A 17,851-nucleotide genomic window follows, 5' to 3' on the forward strand; every position below is an offset into this window, starting at 1 on the left:
CCGTCAGGCCTCGGGTGAGCGCGCGTCGTAGCGCAGGAAGGACCGCCACCGCGCCGTGAGCAGGGCCACGGCGAGCACGCACGCGACGCCACCTCCGACGATCGCCACCCGCGGCGAGACCGCCTGGCCGACCGATCCGGCCAGGAAGTCGCCGAGCCGCGGGCCACCCGCGACGACCACGATGAACACACCCTGCAGCCGCCCGCGCATCGCGTCCGGCGTGGCCGCCTGGAGCATCGTGTTGCGGAACACCATGGAGATCATGTCCGAGCACCCGGCGACGGCGAGGAAGAAGACACCGAGCCACAGGTTCCGGGTGAGGCCGAACACCGCGATGGCCGTGCCCCAGGCCGCCACGGACACCACGATCATGAGCCCGTGGCGGTGCACGCGGCCCTGCCAGCCCGAGAACACCCCGCCGAGCATCGCGCCCACCGCGGGCGCCGCCGCGAGCAGCCCCGCCGTCTTCGCGTCACCGCCGTACCAGACCACCGCGACCGCCGGGAACAGCGACCGGGGATGCGCTAGGACCATCGCGCACAGGTCGGTGAAGAAGGTCATGCGGAGGTTGGGGCGGGTGGCGAGGAAGCGCAGGCCGTCCATGACGGAGGCACGCTGCCGCTTGCCGCCGCCCTCGCCCTCGTCGCCCTCGTCGGCTCCGTCGGCTCCGTCGGCCCCTTCGGCTCCGGGGCGCATCGCGGGCAGCCGCCACATCGCGTACAGCGCCGCCGTGAACGCGACCGCGTCGATGAGGTACGCCGACTGATAGCCCCACAGGCCCACGAGCAGGCCGCCGAGCATCGGTCCCAGCGTGATGCCCGTCGTCATGGTGAGGGAGTTCAGCGCGTTCGCGGCCGGGAGCTGCTCGGGCGGCAGCAGGCGCGGGATCATCGACGCGCGGGCCGGTGCGTTCAGCGCGGCGCACACCGCCTGCAGCGCGACCACGGCGTACAGGAACCACACGTGCTGGTAGTCGAGCAGCGCCCCGCCCGCCAGCGCGATCGACAGGGCGCACAGACCGACCGCCGAGTACAGGCCCACCTTGCGGCGGTCCACGGTGTCGGCGACCGCGCCGCCGTACAGCCCGAAGACCACCAGCGGCACGAGCGTGAAGAGCCCGACCAGGCCGACGGCGAAGGTGGAGCGGGTGATGTCGTACACCTGGAGCGACACGGCGAGCGACGTCATGGCCTGGCCGACCCAGGAGATGGTGTTGCCGACCCAGAGCCGCCGGTAGTCGACAGAGGTGCGCAGCGGGGTCAGGTCGGCGAAGAGGCGCCGCCTGGGGGCGGGGTCGGGGACGGGGTCGGGGACGGGGACATCCGGGACGACGTCGACCGATGTCCGGGACTCGCCCCGCCCGGCTATCGGAGGGTCGTCCTGCTCGGACCGGTCGCCAGGCGCGTCTTCCCCAGATGCTCGTGTCACACGGGATGCTAACCGGCACACCGGCATCCCCCTCAAGGCCTTTTCGGCGCGGACGGCAGGACCGAGGACGGAACCCGCCACGACCAGGACCGAAGCTGTCCTGGACTGCGGCGGCCCGGTTCTGGTGGAGGATCACCCGCCCGGCGGCGCCCCGCCCGGCGCACCCCAGCGCGCGCCCCGCGCCGGGCCCCCGCACGATGCGAGACAGGAACGCCGTCCGGCGGTCCGCACGGTCTGCGCTCTCGGGAGGATCTGCCATGACCGTCAGCCTGGAACAGCTGCGTCGCTGCCATATCGCCGTCGACCTCGGGGCCGCGCGGACCCGCGTGTACGTGAAGGGCGCGGGCCTCGTCGTCGACGAGCCGAGTGCCGCCGCCGTCAACACCCGGACCGGCGCGCTGATCGCGGTGGGCCAGTTCGCGGAGCAGATGACGGGGCGTACGCCCGGATACATCCGCGTCGTACGGCCCGTGTCCGGCGGGACCGTCGTCGACATCGAGATGTGCCAGCGGATGCTGCGGCACCTGCTCGGCGAGAAGCTGCGCCGTACGCTGCGCCGCAAGCCGCGGCTGCGGGCCGCCGCGTGCACCCCGCACGACGCGGACCCCCTCGCCCAGCGGGCGGCGGTCGAGACGATGGTCGGGCTCGGCGCGCGCCGCGTCGAGCTGGTCGACACGCTCATCGCGGCGGCGGTCGGCTGCGGGCTGCCCGTGGAGCGCCCCGAGGCGTCGATGATCCTGGTGTGCGGGGCCGCGACCACGCAGGTGGCCGTGCTCTCCCTCGGCTCGATCGTGACGGCCGAGCGGATCCCCGTCGGCGGTGAGGCCATCGACCACGCGATCGTGCAGCATCTGCGCCACCAGCACGAGTTGATGCTGCCGTCGCAGTCGGTGCGCCCGCTCCAGCTCGCGCTCAGCGGCAACGGGCTGACCCCGCAGGGTCCGGAGTCCACCGAGATCCACGGCAGGGACGTGGCGACGGGCCTGGCCCGCTCGGTGCAGGTGGAGACGGCCGCCGTCCGCGACGCCATCCACACGCCCCTGACCGCGGTCCTCGACGGCATCGGCAAGGTCCTGCGCGACTGCCCCCCGGACCTGGTGGCCGACCTCGCCGACCGCGGGATCATGATGGTCGGCGGCAGCGCGCTGCTCCCCGGCCTCGACCAGATGCTCGTGAACGCGACCGGCATGCCCGTACGCATCGCGGAACGGCCCGACGTGTGCGCGGTGCTCGGTCTCGGTGCGATGCTCGAAGGCAAGATCCAACCACTGGTCCTCGACCCGCTGGCCGGCTGACCGCCACCGGGTCCCGAACCCACGGGGAGTACGCCGCCGCCATGACCGACGACGTCACCGGACCCCCACTGCCCCTGCTCCTCGACGCCGTCCTCGACGTCGGCACCGAACTCGAACTCCACGCCACGCTCCAGCACATCGTGACCAGCGCGGTACGCCTGACCGACGCGAGGTCGGGCGTCCTGGAGGTCGGCGGGGGCGAGGTGTTCACGGCGGGGGCGGGGTCCGGCGGGGGCCCGGGAGGCAGCGGGGTGGTCGGCTCCGCCGGGGCGGACGGTGCTTTGGGTGTGGCGGCGACGGGGACGGCGCGGGGGGCCGACGGGGTGGTGGACGACGGCCTCCTGGGCGGCGGCGGGGCGGAGGGCCCTCCCGGCGCGGCCGCCACAGGTACGACACGCGGGTCCGACGGGACGGTGGACGGCGACGGACTCCCGGTCGACGGCGAGGCGGAGGACTCCCCCGGCACGGCCGCCACGGGTGCGGTGTGCGAGTCCGGCCGAGGCCCGGACGGCGGGGGCATCCCCGGGGGTGGCGGGGGGTCCGTGGGTGGGCTCGGCGCGAGGGTCCTGAGTGTTCCCATCCTCGTGCGCGACGAGGAGTTCGGGATCCTGCACCTCACCGCCGGGGCCGCCGGGGCGTTCAGTGACGCCGACCGCGGGTTGTTGCGGATCCTCGCGGGGCAGGCCGGGATCGCCGTCGGCAACGCCCGCCTGTACGAGACCGCGCGCCAGCGCGAACGCTGGATCGAGGGCGCCGCGGCCGTCACCACCGCCCTGCTCACCGGCGAGGCCGCCGCCGACGCCCTGATGACGGTCGCCCAGCAGGCCCGGCTGCTCGCGGGCGCGGCGGCCGGTGTCGTCCTCCAGCCCACGCCCGCCGGCGGCATGTCCATCGTGGCCGCCGCCACGGACGGCGCGGGCGGCGGGCTCCCGCCCGAGCGGCGCAGGCACCCCGCCGCTGCCGCCCAGAACGACCTCATCGGCACCACCATCGAGCCCGGCAGCGCCGTCCTCGAACAACTCCTCGGCGGCGAACCGGTGTTCATCGAGGACTCCGCGACCGACCCGCGCATGACGACCCACGTACGGTCCCGCTTCGGGCCCAGCATGATGCTGCCCCTCCAGGCGGGCGGCCGCCTCATCGGCACCCTCGCGCTGCCGCGCCGCCGCGGCGACCGCCCCTACACCGCCGTCGAACGGCTCCTCGCCACCCAGTTCGCCTCCCAGGCCGCGCTCGCCCTCGTCCTCGCCGACGCGCAGCAGTCCCGGCAGCGGCTCGCCGTCTTCGAGGACCGCGACCGGATCGCCCGCGACCTGCACGACCTCGTCGTCCAACGCCTCTTCGCCACCGGCATGATGCTGGAGTCGACGCGGCGCAGGGCCGGTTCGGCGCCGGTGGGGACGGCTCTCGACCACGCCGTGGACGAGCTGGAGTCCACCATCCAGGAGGTGCGGACGGCCATCTTCGCGTTGCAGCAGCCGCCCGCCGACGCGCCGACGACGTTCCGGGGGAAGGTGCTCAAGGAGACCGCCGGGGCCGCGGCGCTCCTCGGCGTGCAGCCGTCCGTCCACTTCAGCGGCGCCGTCGACACCCGTGTCACCGACCCGGCCGCCGGGCGGCTCCTGCGGGCCCTGCGCCGGGCCCTCGCCGCGGCGTCCCGGCGGGCCGCCGTCACCCGGGTCGATGTCGCCGTCGACGCGGGGGTCGGGTTGCCCGACGGGCGGGGTGGGGTGCGGCTCACCGTGTACGACGACGGGGAGACGGACGGGGTGAGCGCGGGGACGACGGTGACGTGGCAGGCCCCGCTGTGACCCGCCCGGGGGTGGGTGTCCCCTTCGGGTGGGACAGCCCGCCCCCGAATCGGCGCTCCGCGCCTCGTCCTCAATCGCCGGACGGGCTCTCTCCCACCCACCCGCCCAAACTTGCACCAGCAGCCCAACAGCCCGGCACCATCAGCCCCGAACCGGGTTGCCCCGATCGGCCTGCGGCCTCGTCCTCAAACTCCCCCAAGCTCTTAAAGAGCAGGGGGACCCCCACGACGGGCTGGAATATCGTCGGCTGGCCGGGCAGGCAGTGCCGACTGCTCGGTCCGAACGGATGGTTGGGGCGGGTGGGTGGGGAAAAGCCTGTCCGGCGTTTGAGGGCGAGGCGCGGAGCGCCGATTCGGGGGTGCGTTGGTGGTCAGAGGGGGACCACGGACACCTCGGTCGCCTTCACGCTCGTCCAGACGGGGGCCCCGTCCGCCAGGGCGAGTTCGGCCGCGGCGGCAGGGGTGATCTCGGCGACGAGGTCGGGCGCGTCCGGGGACGTGACGAGGACCCGGAGGCGGCTCCCGGCCGTGGTGATCTCGCGCACGGTCCCGGCCCACACGTTGCGCGGACTCCCCGCGGGCTTCTCCCGGTGGACGGACACCGCCTCGGGGGCGATGACGGCCAACGCCCGCACCCCGGCGTCGAGGGGGTCGGCGACCACGAGCCGCCCCGCCCCGGCCAGGGCGAGCGTACCGTCGGAGGCCACCGTGCCAGGCCACGCGTTGCGCCCGAGCATCCGGGCCACCCAGGGCGAACGCGGATGCCGGGTGACCTCGGCGGGCGCCGCGTCCTGCAGGGCGCGCCCCTCGTCGAGCACGAGGACCCGGTCGGCGAGGGACACGGCCTCGACGGGGTCGTGCGTGACGATGAGGCAGACGCCTCCGAAGCCGTCGAGGTGCCCCCGCAGGGTGTGCCGGACGGACGCCCGCGTCGTCTGGTCGAGCGCGGCCAGCGGCTCGTCGAGGAGCAGCAGCCGAGGCCGCGCGGCGAGGGCCCGGGCGAGGGCCACCCGCCCGGCCTGCCCGCCGGACAGCTGCGCGGGCCTGCGGTGGGCGAGGTGCCCGACGCCGAGCCGGTCGAGCCACGCCTGCGCGGCCCGCCGGGCCTCGGACCGGGGTACGCCCTGGGCCCGCAGCCCGTAGGCCGTGTTGCCGAGGGCGGTCAGGTGCGGGAAGAGGGCGCCGTCCTGGGGCACCCAGGCGACTCCCCGCCGGTGCGGCGGAAGCGCGGTGACGTCGACGTCGCCGAGGCGCAGGTCGGCGTGGGCGCGGGGGGTCAGGCCGAGGAGGGCGCGCAGGAGGGTGGTCTTGCCCGCGCCGTTGGGCCCGACGACGGCGATGGTGGTGCCGGGTCCGGCGTCGAGGGTGAGGCGGGTGAACCCGGTGACGTCGGCGTGCAGCGCCCAACTCCCGCTGGATTCGTCCACCTCGGCGAGGGGTCCGACGGCGAGCGGATCCCGTACGGAATCGACACCCGGACCACGTACACCATCGCCACGCGCCCCGCCGACACCCCCCTCGTCCAGATCGTCCAGATCGTCCCCGCCCCCGTCCCCGACGGTCTTCCTCCCCCCGCCCGCTCCCGCGGCCCCGCCTCCCCCGGTCCACCGCCCCCGCAACGCCACAAGCACCGCCATCGCGATGGCGAGCAGCAGCAGGGACACCGATGTGGCCGCCTCCGGTGAGTCCTGGAGGAGCAGGTACACCTGGAGCGGGAGGGTCTGTGTCGTCCCGGGCAGGTTCCCCGCGAACGTGATCGTCGCGCCGAACTCGCCGAGCGCCCGCGCCCAGGTCAGCGCGGCCCCGGCGGCGAGGCCGGGCGCGACCATGGGCAGGGTGACGGTGCGGAACACCCGCGCCGGGGACGCTCCGAGGGACGCGGCCGTCTCCTCGTAGCTGGGCCGCAGCCCGGCGATCGCGCCTTCCAGGCTGATGACGAGGAACGGCATGGAGACGAACGTCGCCGCGACGACGGCGCCGGAGGTGTGGAAGGGCAGGACGATGCCGAAGGTGTCCTCGAGCCAGGGCCCGAGCAGCCCGCGCCGTCCGAAGCCGAGGAGGAGCGCGACCCCGCCGACGGTCGGCGGGAGCACCATCGGCAGCAGGACGAGGGACCGGACCAGCGCCTTGCCGGGGAACGGGGCCCGCGCGAGCAGCCAGGCCAGCGGCACGCCGAGCAGCAGGGAGAGCCCGAGCGTCCAGAAGGACACGATGAGCGACAGCTTGAGCGCCTCGGTCACCCCGGGGCTGCTCAGGTGGTCGCCGAGCTGCCCCCACTCCGTACGGGCCAGGACCCCGACGAGGGGCATCAGCAGGAACGCGACGGCGAGCAGCGCCGGCACCGCGAGCACGAACGGCGCGCGGACGCGGCCCCCGCCCGGCCTCGGTCGGCTGCGGAAGCGGTTCATCGAGGTCCTGACGTACGGGGCGGAACGGGGGGAGGGAGCGGACCGGAAAGGGTCAGCGGTTCACGGGCCGGGGCCCGGGCCGGGTCACGGCTTCTGGAAGCCCGCGTCCTGAAGGATCTTCTGCGCTTCGGGCGTGGTCAGCCACTTCACGAACGCCTCCGCGGCCTCCTTGTGCCCGGACTCCTTGAGCGTGGCGGCCGGGTAGGAGGCCACGGCGTTCTGCGCGTCGGGGATGGTGACGGCGTCGACCTTGTCGGGGGCGGTCGCGGCGTCGGTCTTGTAGACGATGCCCGCGTCGGCCTCGCCCAGCTCGACCTTGCTGAGCACGCCCCGCACGCTCGTCTCCTGCGAGACGGGCTTGACCTTGAGCTTCTGGGCGTCGAGGACCTGCTGGCTGTAGCGCCCGACGGGCACCTCGGGGGCGGCGAGCACGACCTTCAGACCGCTGTCGGTGAGGTCCTCGAGGCTCTTGATCTTCTTGGGGTTGCCGTCGCGGGTGGCGATGACGAGGCGGTTCTTGGCGATGATGCTCGGCGAGCCGACGTCGGACTTCAGGCCGTCCATGGTCTTGGTGTCGGCGGTGACGAGGGCGTCGGCGGGCGAGCCCTGCTTGACCTGCGCGGCCAGCTCCTGCGACCCGGCGAAGGAGAAGGTGAGCTTCGTGCCCGGGTTCTGCTCCTCGTACTTGGTCTCGACGGTCTTGAACACGTCGGTGAGCGAGGCGGCGGCGAGCACGGTCAGGTCGGCCTTGGGCGCGGCTCCGGTCTTGCCGCCCTTGCCGCCCTTGTCCTTCTTGCTGCCGCCGTCGCCGTCGTCACCGCAGGCGGCGAGCGGGAGGAGCAGTGCGGTGGCCGCGACCGCGGCGGCCGCACGGCGGCGGGTCCGCCGGGAGCGTACGGCGCGGGAGACGAGCGAGGCAGGGGAAACGGGGGACATGCGCGGGACTCCTGGGGTGCGTGAGCGGGTTCAGACGCGGTCGATGTGCACGCTGGTGGACTTCACCCGGGCGGTGGCCTCCATGCCGACCTCCAGGCCCAGTTCCTCCACCGCCTCGCGGGTGAGCAGCGAGACCAGGCGGTGCGGGCCCGCCTGGATCTCGACCTGCGCGGCCACGTCGCCGAGCTTCACGGCGGTGACGATGCCGGGGAAGGCGTTGCGCGCGGACGTGTACGTGTCCTCGTCCTCGGTGGCGCCCGCCTGGGCCAGCTCCACGGAGAACGCCGCCAGGTCGCGGCCGTCGACGACGCGGCGCCCGGCGTCGTCCCGGCGTGTGACGACCCGCCCCGCGTCCGCCCAGCGACGGGCGGTGTCGGGGCTGACGCCGAGGAGCCGGGCGGCCTGACCGATGGTGTAGGACTGCATGTGCAGCACGATAAGCCCGTTTGCCTGGCAGTTGTAAAAGTTCGGGCGAACCTACATCGCAGATGCGAGGGGGCGTTCCACCGGCTGGACGAAGCGCCAAGGCGGCCCGGGAGCGCGGTCCGGACCGCGGTCCCGGGGCCCCGTCACCGCGCCTCCGTGCTCCGTACCGTCAGGATCCGCACCGTCCGCTCCCCCGTGTGCCCGTCCCGCCCGTGCCAGCACCGGTAGTTGTCGAGGACGAGGATGTCGCCCGCGTCGAGGCGGAACCGCGGCAGCGCGCCTTCGAGGCCGTGCACGGTCCGCGTGAAGCGGTCCAGGAGTGCGGTGACGTGCTCCGCCTCCGGATCCCGGTGCAGGGGCACCGCGCCGTCGGTGCGCCGCAGGATCCGGCGCCCGGTGCGGGTCCACTCCACGTGCCGGCCGACGCGCGGTGTCGCGGGCAGCCCGCGCAGGCCCGCCCACGCCCCGTACAGATCCACGTCGTACCCGGTCAGGAACTCCGCGAGACCGGGGTCGGCCGCCGCGAGGCCGTCCACGAACCGGCCCGCGTCGAGCGCGAAGGAGTGCCCGCCGGACGGGGCGGGGCGCACGCAGCGCACGAAGACGTAGTCCTCGTCGGGGTGGCGGCGTCTGCTGGGTACGCCGCCCACGTCCACCGACACGTCGAAGCTGTCCGCGTGCAGGTGGACGGGGCCGCCGTCCCGCGAGGTCCGCAGCCGCTGCGGGTACAGCTCGCGCAGCCGGGCGCCGAGCACCCGCGCGGCGGCGAGCGTGAGGGGGTCGGCGCCGCCGGTGCCGTACGCGGACAGCACGACGGCGCCGTGCTCGGCGAGCAGCGCGGGGGCCTCGTCGACGCGCTCGGGCGGGACGCGGGGCGGCACGATGCCGCAGCCGGGGGCGGCGGCCACAGGATGATCGCCGCCCGTCAGCCGATCCGCGCCCACCGGGTGATCCACGTCCCGCAGGTGATCCGCGTCCGCCAGGTGAGCCACGTCCGGGAGGTGATCCACGTCCGGCAGGGAGTCACTCATCCCGTACGCCTCCCTCGCGCCCCGCACCCGGCTCCTGCCGCGAGAAACCGCGCGCGCTCGGCACCAGCGCCGCCGCCGCGGGCGCCGCGAAGCACAGCACCGCGCACACCGCGAGCACGGGCCGGGGCCCGAACTGCTCGATGGCGGGGGCGATCAGGGCGAGTCCGGCGGGCGCGAGGCCGTAGGACAGCATGAAGTCGAGGGACGAGACGCGGGCCAGCTTGTCGGGGGCCACCTCGCGCTGCGTCGCCGTGAACCAGGGCACGTTGAACAGTTCGATGCCGATCCCCGCCACCGCGTACGCGGCCACGACGACCGCCCAGTGCACGGGAAGCAGCAGGCTCAGCGGCGCGAAGCCGTACAGGCCGAGGCCCGCGAGCGCGGCCCAGCCCTGCGCGCGGGGGCGCCAGCGCGCGACGACGACGGCCCCGCCGAGCGCGCCCAGCGTGTACGCGGTCATGGCGGCGGCGAGGACGAAGCCGGTGTCGTACTTGTCACGGCTGACCAGCGGGAGCGCGACGCCGGTCGCCGAGTAGCCGGTGCTGATGACGACGGTGAGCGCGCCGAGCCCGGCGAGGAACCAGGGGTGGCGGCGCGCCTCCCGCAGCCCCTCGGCGAACTCCGCGAGGAACGAGGGCCGTCGACGGGCGCCCTCGCTCTCCCCCACTCCGTCGGCGTCCGCGCCGTCGGCCTCGGCGGCCCCCCGCCGCCCCGCCCCGGGCCCCGGCATCAGCGCCGCCACCAGCCACAGCACCCCGATCCCGAGCAGCAGCGTCCAGGTGTCGAGGGCGACGGCGAGCAGCGCCGTCAGGGAGGGTCCCGCGAGCGTGGTGGCCCGTACGGACAGGGTCATCGCGGCGTTGGCCGCCTGCCGTCGGTCCTCGTCGACGACTTCGGCGGTGAGCGCCTGGAAGGCGGGGCGGCACGCGCCCTGGCCCGCGCCCGCGACCACGGCGGCGGCGAGCATCAGCGGGAGGGAACGTCCGAGGCCCAGGGCGAGCAGCGGGGTCGCGGCCGCGGCGGCGAGGCCCGCCCAGAGGACGACGCCGCGCCGCGAGTACCGGTCGGCGAGGACCCCGCCGACGGCGACGGCCACGAGGAAGCCCGCGGTACGGGCGGCGAGCAGCAGGCCGAGCGTCGCCGCGCCGATGGTCCGGTCGAGGACGGCGAGCCCGAGGACGAAGGGCAGCGCCCAGGTCGCGAGCCCGGACGCGGTGGTCCCGCACCAGAGCCGCAGGAAGGCCAGGTCCCGCAGCACCCCGGGCCCCCGGGCCGCGCCCTCGGCCCCGTCGCCCTCCTGGGCCTCGTCGGCCCCCGTCCGTATCGGCGTAGTCGCCACGTCACGCACTCCTCTCCTGATGGTCCGCCCGGGCCTCCCACGGCCTCGTACGGATCTCGAAATCGTTATGCGGCCCGGGAAGGACACCCAACTCACCTGCGAAGAGAGGCAGTTGCGGAGGGCCGGTGACGCGTCGTCGAACGACGGAAGTCACCCCGGGACCCACTAATGAAAATGATTGCCATTACAGTACCCTTATCGCGTCCCACCCGAGACCGGAGGTCCCATGCGTCACCGCCACCCCGCCCGCTTCGGCATAGCCGCCCTCACGCTCGCCCTCACGGCCGTCGGCTGTTCGTCATCCGACGGCGGCGGCTCCGCGTCGGACGACAGGGCGGGCGGCCGGGAGACGACCGTCACGAGCTGCGGCCGGAAGCTCAGCTTCGACGGGCCGCCCGAGCGCACCGTCGCCCTCGACCAGTCCTCCACCGAGGTGCTGCTCGAACTCGGCCTCCAGGACCGCATGGCGGGCACGTCCAACCTGAAGACGAAGATCGCGCCCGAGTACAAGAAGGCGTACGACACGGTCGACGCGCTCAGCCCGAAGATCCTCACGAGCGAGCAACTGCGCGCCGCGACCCCGGACTTCACCATCGGCGGCTTCACCGACTACTTCACCAAGGACCGCGTCGGCACCCGCGGGGAACTCGCCGGCCTCGGCCTGCCGTCGTTCGTGAGCGCCGTGGACTGCCCGAAGCAGAACGCCGCCGGGTCGGGGCAGAAGACCAGGACGCCCTTCGAGCTGCTCTTCCAGGACTACCGGGACCTCGGCCGGATCTTCGGCGTCGAGAAGCGCGCCGCGAAGCTGATCGAGAAGCAGCGGGCCACGCTCACCGAGGCGGCGAGGACCAAGGACCGGGTCAAGGGCGAACCCACCGTCGTCTGGCTGTACTCCGTCTACGGCGACACCCCGTACGTCGCGGGCAAGAGCGCGATCCCCAGCGAGATGAGCAGGACCGTCGGCGCGAAGAACGCCTTCGACGACATCGACGAGGACTGGCCGACCGTCACCTGGGAGCAGATCGCCGAGCGCGACCCGGACTTCATCGTGATCGGCGATCTGTCGGAGCGCGGCAAGCCCGGCGACAGCGCGGCCGACAAGCTCAAGGCGATCCGCGCGAACCCGGTGACGGCGAAGCTCGACGCCGTCGAGAAGAAGCGGTTCATCGAGATCCCGGGCACGGAGATGGACCCGTCCGTCCGCACGGTCGGCGCGCTGCCGCGCCTCACGGCCGGGATGAAGGACCTCGGGTATGCCCGCTAGCCCGGGCGCCCCGGACCTGCTGCACCCCTCGGCCCGGGACACCGCGGCCGAGCCGCTTCCGGCGGACCCGGCCCCGGAGCGGACGGCGCGCCGCGCGCGTCTGTCCGCCCCCTCGGCGGCGACCCTCTACGTCCTGACCGGCCTCGCTCTCGCCGTCTCCCTCGTGGCGTCCATCCGGATCGGCACCACCGACGTGTCGTACGCCGACGTGGTGCGCACGGCCGGGTTCCATCTGGGCCTGGACGTCGAGCCGTTGCCGCGCCTGGTGGACTCGCTCATCTGGGAGCTGCGGGTGCCGCGGGTGGTGATGGCGGCGCTGGTGGGGGCCTCGCTCGCGGTGTGCGGCGCGGCGCTCCAGGCGATCACGCGCAACGCGCTCGCCGACCCGTATCTGCTCGGCATCTCCTCGGGGGCGTCGACGGGCGCGGTCGCGGTGGTCGTGCTCGGCGTCGGGTCCGCCTCGCTCGGGGTGACCGGCGGCGCGTTCGTGGGCGCGATGGTGTCGTTCGGGCTGCTGATGCTGCTGCTCAGGAAGGGCGGCCTGGACTCGGTCCGGGTGGTCCTCACCGGTGTGGTCGTCTCGCAGCTCTTCACGGCGCTGACCTCGCTCGTCCTGATGGCGTCCGGCGACTCCGAGGCGATCCGGGCGATCACGCAGTGGCTGCTCGGCTCGATGGCCCCGGCGCGCTGGGACACGACGGCGGTGACCGCGGCGGTGACGGCGGCGGGGCTGCTCGTCCTGTGGCTCAACTCGGCCGCCCTGGACGGGTTCTCGTTCGGTACGGACACGGCGTCGTCGCTCGGTGTGGACGTCCGCAGGACGCGCTGGGTGCTGCTCGTCGTGACGTCCCTGATGACGGCGGTGGCCGTGGCGTCCGTGGGCGCCATCGGGTTCGTCGGACTGATCGTGCCGCACGGCGTGCGGTTCCTCGTCGGGCCGCCGCACCGGACGCTGCTTCCGCTGTCGGCGCTGGTCGGCGCGGTGTTCCTGGTGTGGACGGACGCGCTCGCGCGGGTCGCGTTCGCACCGCAGGAGGTGCCCGTCGGGGTGTTCACGGCGCTGCTCGGCGTGCCGCTGTTCCTGCTGGTCCTGCGCAAGCGGGGGGAACTGTGAGGATCACCGCCGAAGACCTCGGCTGGTCCGTGGCGGGCAAACGCGTCGTCGACGGCGTCGGCCTGGACATCGCGCCGGGCGAGACGGTCGGCCTGATCGGCCCCAACGGCTCCGGCAAGTCCACCCTCCTGCGCTGTCTCGCGGGGCTGCGCACCCCGACGTCCGGCTCGGTCTCGTACGACAAGGAGCCGATCCGGACGTGGAGCGCGCGCCGGATCGCCCGCCATGTGGCGTTCGTGGAGCAGGCCGCCGACACCGACAGCGACCTGCGGGTCGTCGACGTGGTGACCCTCGGCCGTACGCCCTTCGGCGACCGCTGGCGCGGCTTCGGCGCGCGGGACCGGGCCGTCGTGGCCGCGGCCCTCGACCGCCTCGGCCTCACCGAGCTGCGCGAGCGCCCCTGGAAGGCGCTGTCGGGCGGCGAACGCCAGCGCGCCCACATCGCGCGGGCCCTGGCCCAGCAGCCGTACGCGATCCTGCTCGACGAGCCGACCAACCACCTCGACGTGAAGCACCAGTTGGAGCTGCTCGGGCTGCTCGCGGCCACCGACCAGACGGTCCTGGTCGCGCTGCACGACCTGTCCCTCGCCGCCCGGTACTGCGACCGGCTGCTCCTGATGCACGGCGGCCGCCTCGTCGCCGACGGCCCGCCGCGGGACGTCCTGACGCCACGGCTCGTCGCCGAGGTGTTCGAGGTGGACGCGGTGACCGGCCCGGACGCGCTGGGGCACCTCGCGGTCACGTACCGGGGCGTCGCCGCGCCCTCCGTCACCGCGGATCCGGGCACCCCTGCGCCCGCCGTCGCCTCGGACCCGGGCACATCCGCGTCCGCCGTCGCCTCGGACCCGGGCACCCCCGCACCCGCCGTCACCACAGACCCGGGCACCCCCGTCCCCACGGGCGGCCACGCCCACGCCCCCGCCCCCGAACCCGCCGACTCCCCCACCCCGAAGGAGACCTGATGGACAGCACGGCCACCGGTGCCGCCCTGCTCGACCAGTTGCCGCCGCCGCTGCCCGCCGCGCGCGTCATCGCCCTCAACCAGCCCAAGGCGGACCTGCACACCCCCCGCTCCTACACCTGGAACGGCTGGTCCTTCGACGTGCCGCCCGGCGTGTTCATACCGGGCTGGACCAGCCGCCTCGTCCACGAGCGGCTGCTCGACGGCCGCATCGAGACGCGCTTTCGCCGGTACGCGGCGATGGGCGCGGGGCTCGGCGTGGAGGCGGTGGCGGCGGGGGTGCGCGGGGCCCGTGAGATCTACGCGCTCGACGTGCACCCCGAGAGCGTCGCCACGACGGCCCGGCACTACGCCCGCCTGGTCGGCGAGCGCCCCGGAACCCGGCTCGTCCCGGTCGTCGGCGACGTCTTCGACGCGCTGCCCGCGGGCGTCCGGCTCGACGTCGTGACGTTCAACCCGCCCGCGGTCAGCCAGCCGGTCAGCGAGGACCCCGACGTCGTACGGAACGTGTGCGTGGGGGCGCCGCTGCTCGCGCGGTTCTTCGCGCAGCTCGCCGAGCGGGACCTCCTCGCGCCGGGCGGCGAGGTGTACGTGATCGTGTCGAACACCGCCGACCTGCGCGCCATCGTCGGGGACGCGCTGGCCAGGGGCTTCACGGCGGAGGTCGACCACCTGCACGACTGGCAGGACGGCGTCCTGACGTACCTCCTCAAGTTCCAGCTCGTTTCCCGGCCCGTTTCCCAGCCCATCCGCGGAGGCCTCGCGTGAAGACCGTCGACGAACTCCTCTCCGCCGTCCTCGCCGGTGAACTCGGCCCCGATCCGGCCGAGTTGACGGCCACCAGCGTGTTCTGGATCCACCACGGCACGCGCCTCGCGGGCGGTGACGTCACCTACCTCAACCAGTACGTCCTCGTGCGCGTCGGCGGCGCCTTCGGCGGCTGCGCCTTCGAGGCGGGCGAGATCGACCCGGCCATCTGCCGGGACGCGTCCGGCAGTTCGCTGGCCACGCTGCTCCGCGAGGCGCCGCGGGCGCTGCGGACGGCCGCGCTCGACGCCTACCTGGCCGCCGTCTCGCCGCACCGGGAGGCCCCCGGCGCCGAGCCCGTGACGCTGCCCGCCGGGCCGCCGGAGGTCCGCGCGGTGGCGCGGGACACCGCCATCGCGGGCCTCCTCGACATCGCGCCCGGCGCCAAGGTCGCGCTCATCGGCGTCGTCAACCCGCTGGTCGCGGCGATCCGCGAGCGCGGCGGCGACCCGCTGCCCTGCGACCTCAACCTGCGCACGACCCAGTGGGGCGACCCCGTCAGCGACGACATGCACGAGGTGCTCGCCGCGGCCGACGCCGTCGTGGCCACCGGCATGACCCTCAGCAACGGCACCTTCGACACGATCCTCGCCCGCTGCCGCGAGCGCGGCGTGCCGCTGATCGTGTACGCGCAGTCGGGCAGCGCGGTGGCCCGGGCGTTCCTGGGCGCGGGGGTGACCGCGCTGTCCGCGGAGCCGTTCCCGTTCTCCCAGTTCAGCGCCGAGCCGACGGCGCTGTACCGGTACCGGGCACAGCCGCGCGCGAAGGGCGGGTCGTGACGGCCGGGGCGCCGCAGGACGGCGTGGGCGCGGGCACGCGCACGGACTCCCGCACCGGTACGGCCACCAGCACCAGCAGGAGCACGAGCACGGTCGACGGCACCGGCACCAGCACCGGCACCGGCACCGGCACCGGTCACGCCGCCTGCCACCACGGCGAGATCCTCCAGGGCGTCTTCCTCGACGAGCGCGGGCGGCACCGCGCGGGCCTGGTCACCCTGCCGATGCCGGGCCTCGGCACCCGCGCGGAGTTCGTACGCCGCCCGGGGGCCGAGGACGTGACGGTGGTGCCCGCCGACCGCACCAAGGCGCTGCGGGCCGCCACCTACGCGATGGCGGAGTGCGCGACGCACTGTCAGGAGCCGTTGTGCGGGGGCGAGTTGCGGCTGACGGGCGCCGTGCCCGTGGGCCTCGGCATGGGCTCGTCGAGCAGTGATGTGATCGCCGCGGTGCGCGCGGTCGCGGACGCGTTCGGGGTGCTCCTCGCGCCGGAGGCCGTCGCGCGGCTCGCGGTGCGCGCCGAGCGGGCGTCGGACCCGCTGATGCTGGACGGCCGCCCGCTGCTCTTCGCCCAGCGGGAGGGCCGGGTCCTGGAGGAGCTCGGCGCGGCCCTGCCGCCCGCGGTCGTCGTCGGCTGCGCGCTCGGCGGCGGGCGGCCCGTGGACACCCTGGCGCTGCCGACGCGCGGGTACGACGACGAGGAGGTGCGCGCGTACGAGCGGCTGCGCGCCCTGCTGCGGCGGGCCGTCGCCACCGCGGACCCGGTGCTGCTCGGGCACGTCGCGACGGAGAGCGCGCGGCGCGGCCAACGGGTCCTGCCGCACGAGGAGTTCGGGGAGCTGACGGCCATCGCGGGCCGGGTCGGCGCGGTGGGCGTCCAGGTCGCACACAGCGGCAATGTGGCGGGCCTGCTGTTCGACCCGGCCGCACCGGACCTGCGGGGGCGGCTGCGCCGCTGCTCGCAGGCGCTCGCGGCGGCGGGCATCCCGGCCACGTACACCTTCGCGACGACGTCGCAGGGGGCCACCCCGCACACCCCCCACCAACCGCCCCACTCACCCCATCCCCCCACCCCCCGCACCAGTTCACCCACCATCGAGGAGCCCCCGCATGGAAGAGACGGACGAGCACATCGCGGAGGCGATCGGCCGCCCCGACCTGATACGTGTCGACGAGGGGCTCATCTGCCTGCGCTTTGAGACCATGAAGGTCGTGTCGGCGCTCGCGGCGGTCCGCCATCTGCTCGACACGGGCGCGGTACGCCGCGGCGACACCCTCCTCGACAGCTCCAGCGGCATCTACGCGTACGCCCTCGCCCTGGCCTGCCACCGCTACGGCATGCGCTGCCACATCATCGGCTCCACCACCGTCGACCGCACCCTGCGCACCCAACTCGCCGTCCTGGGCGCGCGCCTGGAGCAGATGCCGCCCAGCTCCGACCTGAAGCTGGACCAGAAGCGGCGGGTGGCCCGCGTGCGGGAGATCCTGGACGCGCACCCCGAGTACCACTGGATGCGGCAGTACCACGACGACATCCACTATCTCGGCTACCGCGCGATCGCCGACCGCGTCCGCGCCGCGGCCCCCGCGGACGGCTCGCCGTTCACGCTGGTCGGCGGCGTCGGCTCGGGCGCGTCGACCGGCGCCCTCGCCCGCTACCTGCGCGCGGACGGCGCGGGCCCGGTACGGCTCACGGGCGTGCAGCCCTTCGGCAGCGTCACGTTCGGCAGTGAGCACGTGGCCGACCCGGAGATCATCATCGCGGGGATCGGCAGCTCGATCCCGTTCGCCAACGTGTCGCACGCGGCGTACGACGCCGTCCACTGGCTGTCGTTCGACACCGCCCTCGCCGGGAGCGTCGACCTGCTGCGCCGCCACGCCGTGTTCGCGGGCCTGTCCACGGGCGCGAGCTACGCGGCGGCCCGCTGGGAACACGCCCAAGTCCCCGGCGGCACCACGGTGTTCATCGCCGCCGACACCGGCCACCGCTACGTCGACACGGTCTTCGCCCGCCACGCCGAGGCCGCCGACCTGACCGGCCTCGCGCCCCGCACGGTGTCGTCCCTCGCGGAACTGGCCCTGCCCTGGTCCCGGATGGACTGGGACGGGGCGCAGGCACCCGCCCGGGCGAAGGCGCAGGTCGGGACCGGGCACGGTCCGGCTCGGGCGGCCATCGGGGATCGGACCCGGGATTTGGCATGATCAAGGGAGGGCCGGGCCGGGGGGGCGGGCCGGGGGGCCGGTGCGGGGAGG

At 74.6% G+C, this 17,851-nt stretch carries 15 protein-coding genes; 9 read left to right on the top strand and 6 right to left on the bottom strand.

Going from position 1 to position 17,851, the window contains the following annotated elements:
- Positions 1–3 precede the first annotated feature (3 nt).
- Complete coding sequence (locus tag ACFVHO_RS23280; protein ID WP_385717969.1) at positions 4–1,263, bottom strand: MFS transporter; 1,260 nt, start codon at positions 1,261–1,263, stop codon at positions 4–6.
- A gap of 422 nt (positions 1,264–1,685) precedes the next feature.
- Here ACFVHO_RS23280 and ACFVHO_RS23285 point away from each other — a divergent pair, with 422 nt between their 5' ends.
- The gene (locus ACFVHO_RS23285) at positions 1,686–2,723 is read left to right on the top strand and encodes a rod shape-determining protein (protein ID WP_385717745.1); all 1,038 of its coding nucleotides are present in this window, start codon (positions 1,686–1,688) and stop codon (positions 2,721–2,723) included.
- Between the two features lie 41 nt (positions 2,724–2,764).
- Positions 2,765–4,534, top strand: a complete 1,770-nt coding sequence (locus tag ACFVHO_RS23290) for a GAF domain-containing protein (protein ID WP_385717748.1) — start codon at positions 2,765–2,767, stop codon at positions 4,532–4,534.
- Positions 4,535–4,904: 370 nt separating this feature from the next.
- On the opposite strand, the gene ACFVHO_RS23295 is transcribed toward ACFVHO_RS23290, so the two are convergent.
- The 5 genes from ACFVHO_RS23295 to ACFVHO_RS23315 form a co-directional block, all read right to left on the bottom strand.
- A complete protein-coding gene (locus tag ACFVHO_RS23295; protein ID WP_385717751.1) occupies positions 4,905–6,941 on the bottom strand; it encodes an ABC transporter permease in 2,037 nt (678 codons plus the stop codon).
- Between the two features lie 84 nt (positions 6,942–7,025).
- Positions 7,026–7,877, bottom strand: coding sequence for a molybdate ABC transporter substrate-binding protein (gene modA / locus ACFVHO_RS23300; protein ID WP_385717754.1), 852 nt, complete (start codon positions 7,875–7,877; stop codon positions 7,026–7,028).
- Between the two features lie 30 nt (positions 7,878–7,907).
- Positions 7,908–8,303 (bottom strand): molybdopterin-binding protein, encoded by a 396-nt coding sequence (locus tag ACFVHO_RS23305; RefSeq protein WP_385717757.1) that lies wholly within the window; start codon positions 8,301–8,303, stop codon positions 7,908–7,910.
- A 143-nt stretch (positions 8,304–8,446) separates the two neighbouring features.
- Entirely contained in the window at positions 8,447–9,334 is an 888-nt protein-coding gene (locus tag ACFVHO_RS23310; RefSeq protein ID WP_385717760.1) for a TauD/TfdA family dioxygenase, read from the bottom strand.
- Positions 9,327–10,673, bottom strand: a complete 1,347-nt coding sequence (locus ACFVHO_RS23315) for an MFS transporter (RefSeq protein WP_385717763.1) — start codon at positions 10,671–10,673, stop codon at positions 9,327–9,329. The genes ACFVHO_RS23310 and ACFVHO_RS23315 overlap by 8 nt, the downstream gene beginning before the upstream one ends.
- 226 nt (positions 10,674–10,899) lie before the next feature.
- Here ACFVHO_RS23315 and ACFVHO_RS23320 point away from each other — a divergent pair, with 226 nt between their 5' ends.
- The 7 genes from ACFVHO_RS23320 to ACFVHO_RS23350 are packed head-to-tail and all read left to right on the top strand — an operon-like array spanning position 10,900 to position 17,800.
- The gene (locus tag ACFVHO_RS23320) at positions 10,900–11,937 is read left to right on the top strand and encodes an ABC transporter substrate-binding protein (protein ID WP_385717766.1); all 1,038 of its coding nucleotides are present in this window, start codon (positions 10,900–10,902) and stop codon (positions 11,935–11,937) included.
- The gene (locus tag ACFVHO_RS23325) at positions 11,927–13,051 is read left to right on the top strand and encodes a FecCD family ABC transporter permease (protein WP_385717769.1); all 1,125 of its coding nucleotides are present in this window, start codon (positions 11,927–11,929) and stop codon (positions 13,049–13,051) included. Before ACFVHO_RS23320 ends, ACFVHO_RS23325 begins: the two co-directional genes overlap by 11 nt.
- Complete coding sequence (locus ACFVHO_RS23330; protein WP_385717771.1) at positions 13,048–14,013, top strand: ATP-binding cassette domain-containing protein; 966 nt, start codon at positions 13,048–13,050, stop codon at positions 14,011–14,013. The genes ACFVHO_RS23325 and ACFVHO_RS23330 overlap by 4 nt, the downstream gene beginning before the upstream one ends.
- On the top strand, positions 14,013–14,780 hold the full coding sequence (locus ACFVHO_RS23335; protein ID WP_385717773.1) for a methyltransferase: 768 nt from the start codon (positions 14,013–14,015) through the stop codon (positions 14,778–14,780). The genes ACFVHO_RS23330 and ACFVHO_RS23335 overlap by 1 nt, the downstream gene beginning before the upstream one ends.
- Positions 14,777–15,598: a Rossmann-like domain-containing protein gene (locus ACFVHO_RS23340; protein WP_385717776.1), complete on the top strand. Its 822-nt coding sequence runs from the start codon at positions 14,777–14,779 to the stop codon at positions 15,596–15,598. The genes ACFVHO_RS23335 and ACFVHO_RS23340 overlap by 4 nt, the downstream gene beginning before the upstream one ends.
- Positions 15,595–16,797: a GHMP kinase gene (locus tag ACFVHO_RS23345; protein ID WP_385717779.1), complete on the top strand. Its 1,203-nt coding sequence runs from the start codon at positions 15,595–15,597 to the stop codon at positions 16,795–16,797. The genes ACFVHO_RS23340 and ACFVHO_RS23345 overlap by 4 nt, the downstream gene beginning before the upstream one ends.
- On the top strand, positions 16,709–17,800 hold the full coding sequence (locus tag ACFVHO_RS23350) for a pyridoxal-phosphate dependent enzyme (RefSeq protein WP_385717781.1): 1,092 nt from the start codon (positions 16,709–16,711) through the stop codon (positions 17,798–17,800). The genes ACFVHO_RS23345 and ACFVHO_RS23350 overlap by 89 nt, the downstream gene beginning before the upstream one ends.
- The last annotated feature ends 51 nt before the right edge of the window (positions 17,801–17,851 follow it).

Source organism: Streptomyces sp. NPDC127108 (assembly GCF_042677545.1).
Classification (GTDB): Bacteria; Actinomycetota; Actinomycetes; order Streptomycetales; family Streptomycetaceae; genus Streptomyces.

Excerpts from the sequence above, each read along its gene's own strand:
- ACFVHO_RS23285 (WP_385717745.1), top strand. The coding sequence starts at position 1,686 with ATGACCGTCAGCCTGGAACAGCTGCGTCGCTGCCATATCGCCGTCGAC.
- ACFVHO_RS23290 (WP_385717748.1), top strand. The coding sequence starts at position 2,765 with ATGACCGACGACGTCACCGGACCCCCACTGCCCCTGCTCCTCGACGCC.
- ACFVHO_RS23295 (WP_385717751.1), bottom strand. The coding sequence starts at position 6,941 with ATGAACCGCTTCCGCAGCCGACCGAGGCCGGGCGGGGGCCGCGTCCGC.
- modA (WP_385717754.1), bottom strand. The coding sequence starts at position 7,877 with ATGTCCCCCGTTTCCCCTGCCTCGCTCGTCTCCCGCGCCGTACGCTCC.
- ACFVHO_RS23305 (WP_385717757.1), bottom strand. The coding sequence starts at position 8,303 with ATGCAGTCCTACACCATCGGTCAGGCCGCCCGGCTCCTCGGCGTCAGC.
- ACFVHO_RS23310 (WP_385717760.1), bottom strand. The coding sequence starts at position 9,334 with ATGAGTGACTCCCTGCCGGACGTGGATCACCTCCCGGACGTGGCTCAC.
- ACFVHO_RS23320 (WP_385717766.1), top strand. The coding sequence starts at position 10,900 with ATGCGTCACCGCCACCCCGCCCGCTTCGGCATAGCCGCCCTCACGCTC.
- ACFVHO_RS23325 (WP_385717769.1), top strand. The coding sequence starts at position 11,927 with ATGCCCGCTAGCCCGGGCGCCCCGGACCTGCTGCACCCCTCGGCCCGG.
- ACFVHO_RS23335 (WP_385717773.1), top strand. The coding sequence starts at position 14,013 with ATGGACAGCACGGCCACCGGTGCCGCCCTGCTCGACCAGTTGCCGCCG.
- ACFVHO_RS23350 (WP_385717781.1), top strand. The coding sequence starts at position 16,709 with ATGGAAGAGACGGACGAGCACATCGCGGAGGCGATCGGCCGCCCCGAC.